Here is a 441-nt window from a genome sequence, read left to right on the forward strand (position 1 = left end):
GGGGCGCCGGCTCGTCCGTGGTGAGCGGCCGGTCGGCGGGCAGGATCCGGACGCTGATGCCGGTGGCGCTGGGGAAGAGATGGAAGGACAGCCAGTGGTCGGGCGGCCGCAGAGCGGTGAAGGAGGTCTCCCGGCGGCTGATGACCGCGTCCCGGTAGTGGTCCTCCACGGCCGGGTCGTCCAGCCACGGCAGCGACACCCAGGGGAGCGTGCCCATGAGGTCCGGGGCCGGGGCGCCCAGGAGCGTGGCCGCGGCGTCGTTCATGAAGCAGATGGTCCCGTCGAGGTCCAGGGCGCAGCTGCCGCCCGGCAGCCGCCGGACGAATTCCAGCGAGGCCGCCGCCTGGTCCCCCTGGGGAGTGGGAAGGGCGGGCGGCGGGAGCACGCGCGGGACGAGCCCCGGCAGGACCGGGTACCCGCTGCTCTCGGCCTGCTGGAGGA

General features: G+C 75.1%; 1 protein-coding gene. It reads right to left on the reverse strand.

Features of this window, described 5'->3' with window-relative positions; genetic code table 11:
- Positions 1-441: PAS domain-containing protein (locus tag IH13_RS0125830; RefSeq protein ID WP_031088328.1), on the reverse strand; the 441-nt coding region annotated here is incomplete at both ends.

Source organism: Streptomyces sp. NRRL WC-3549 (genome assembly GCF_000721935.1).
Taxonomy (GTDB): Bacteria; Actinomycetota; Actinomycetes; order Streptomycetales; family Streptomycetaceae; genus Streptomyces.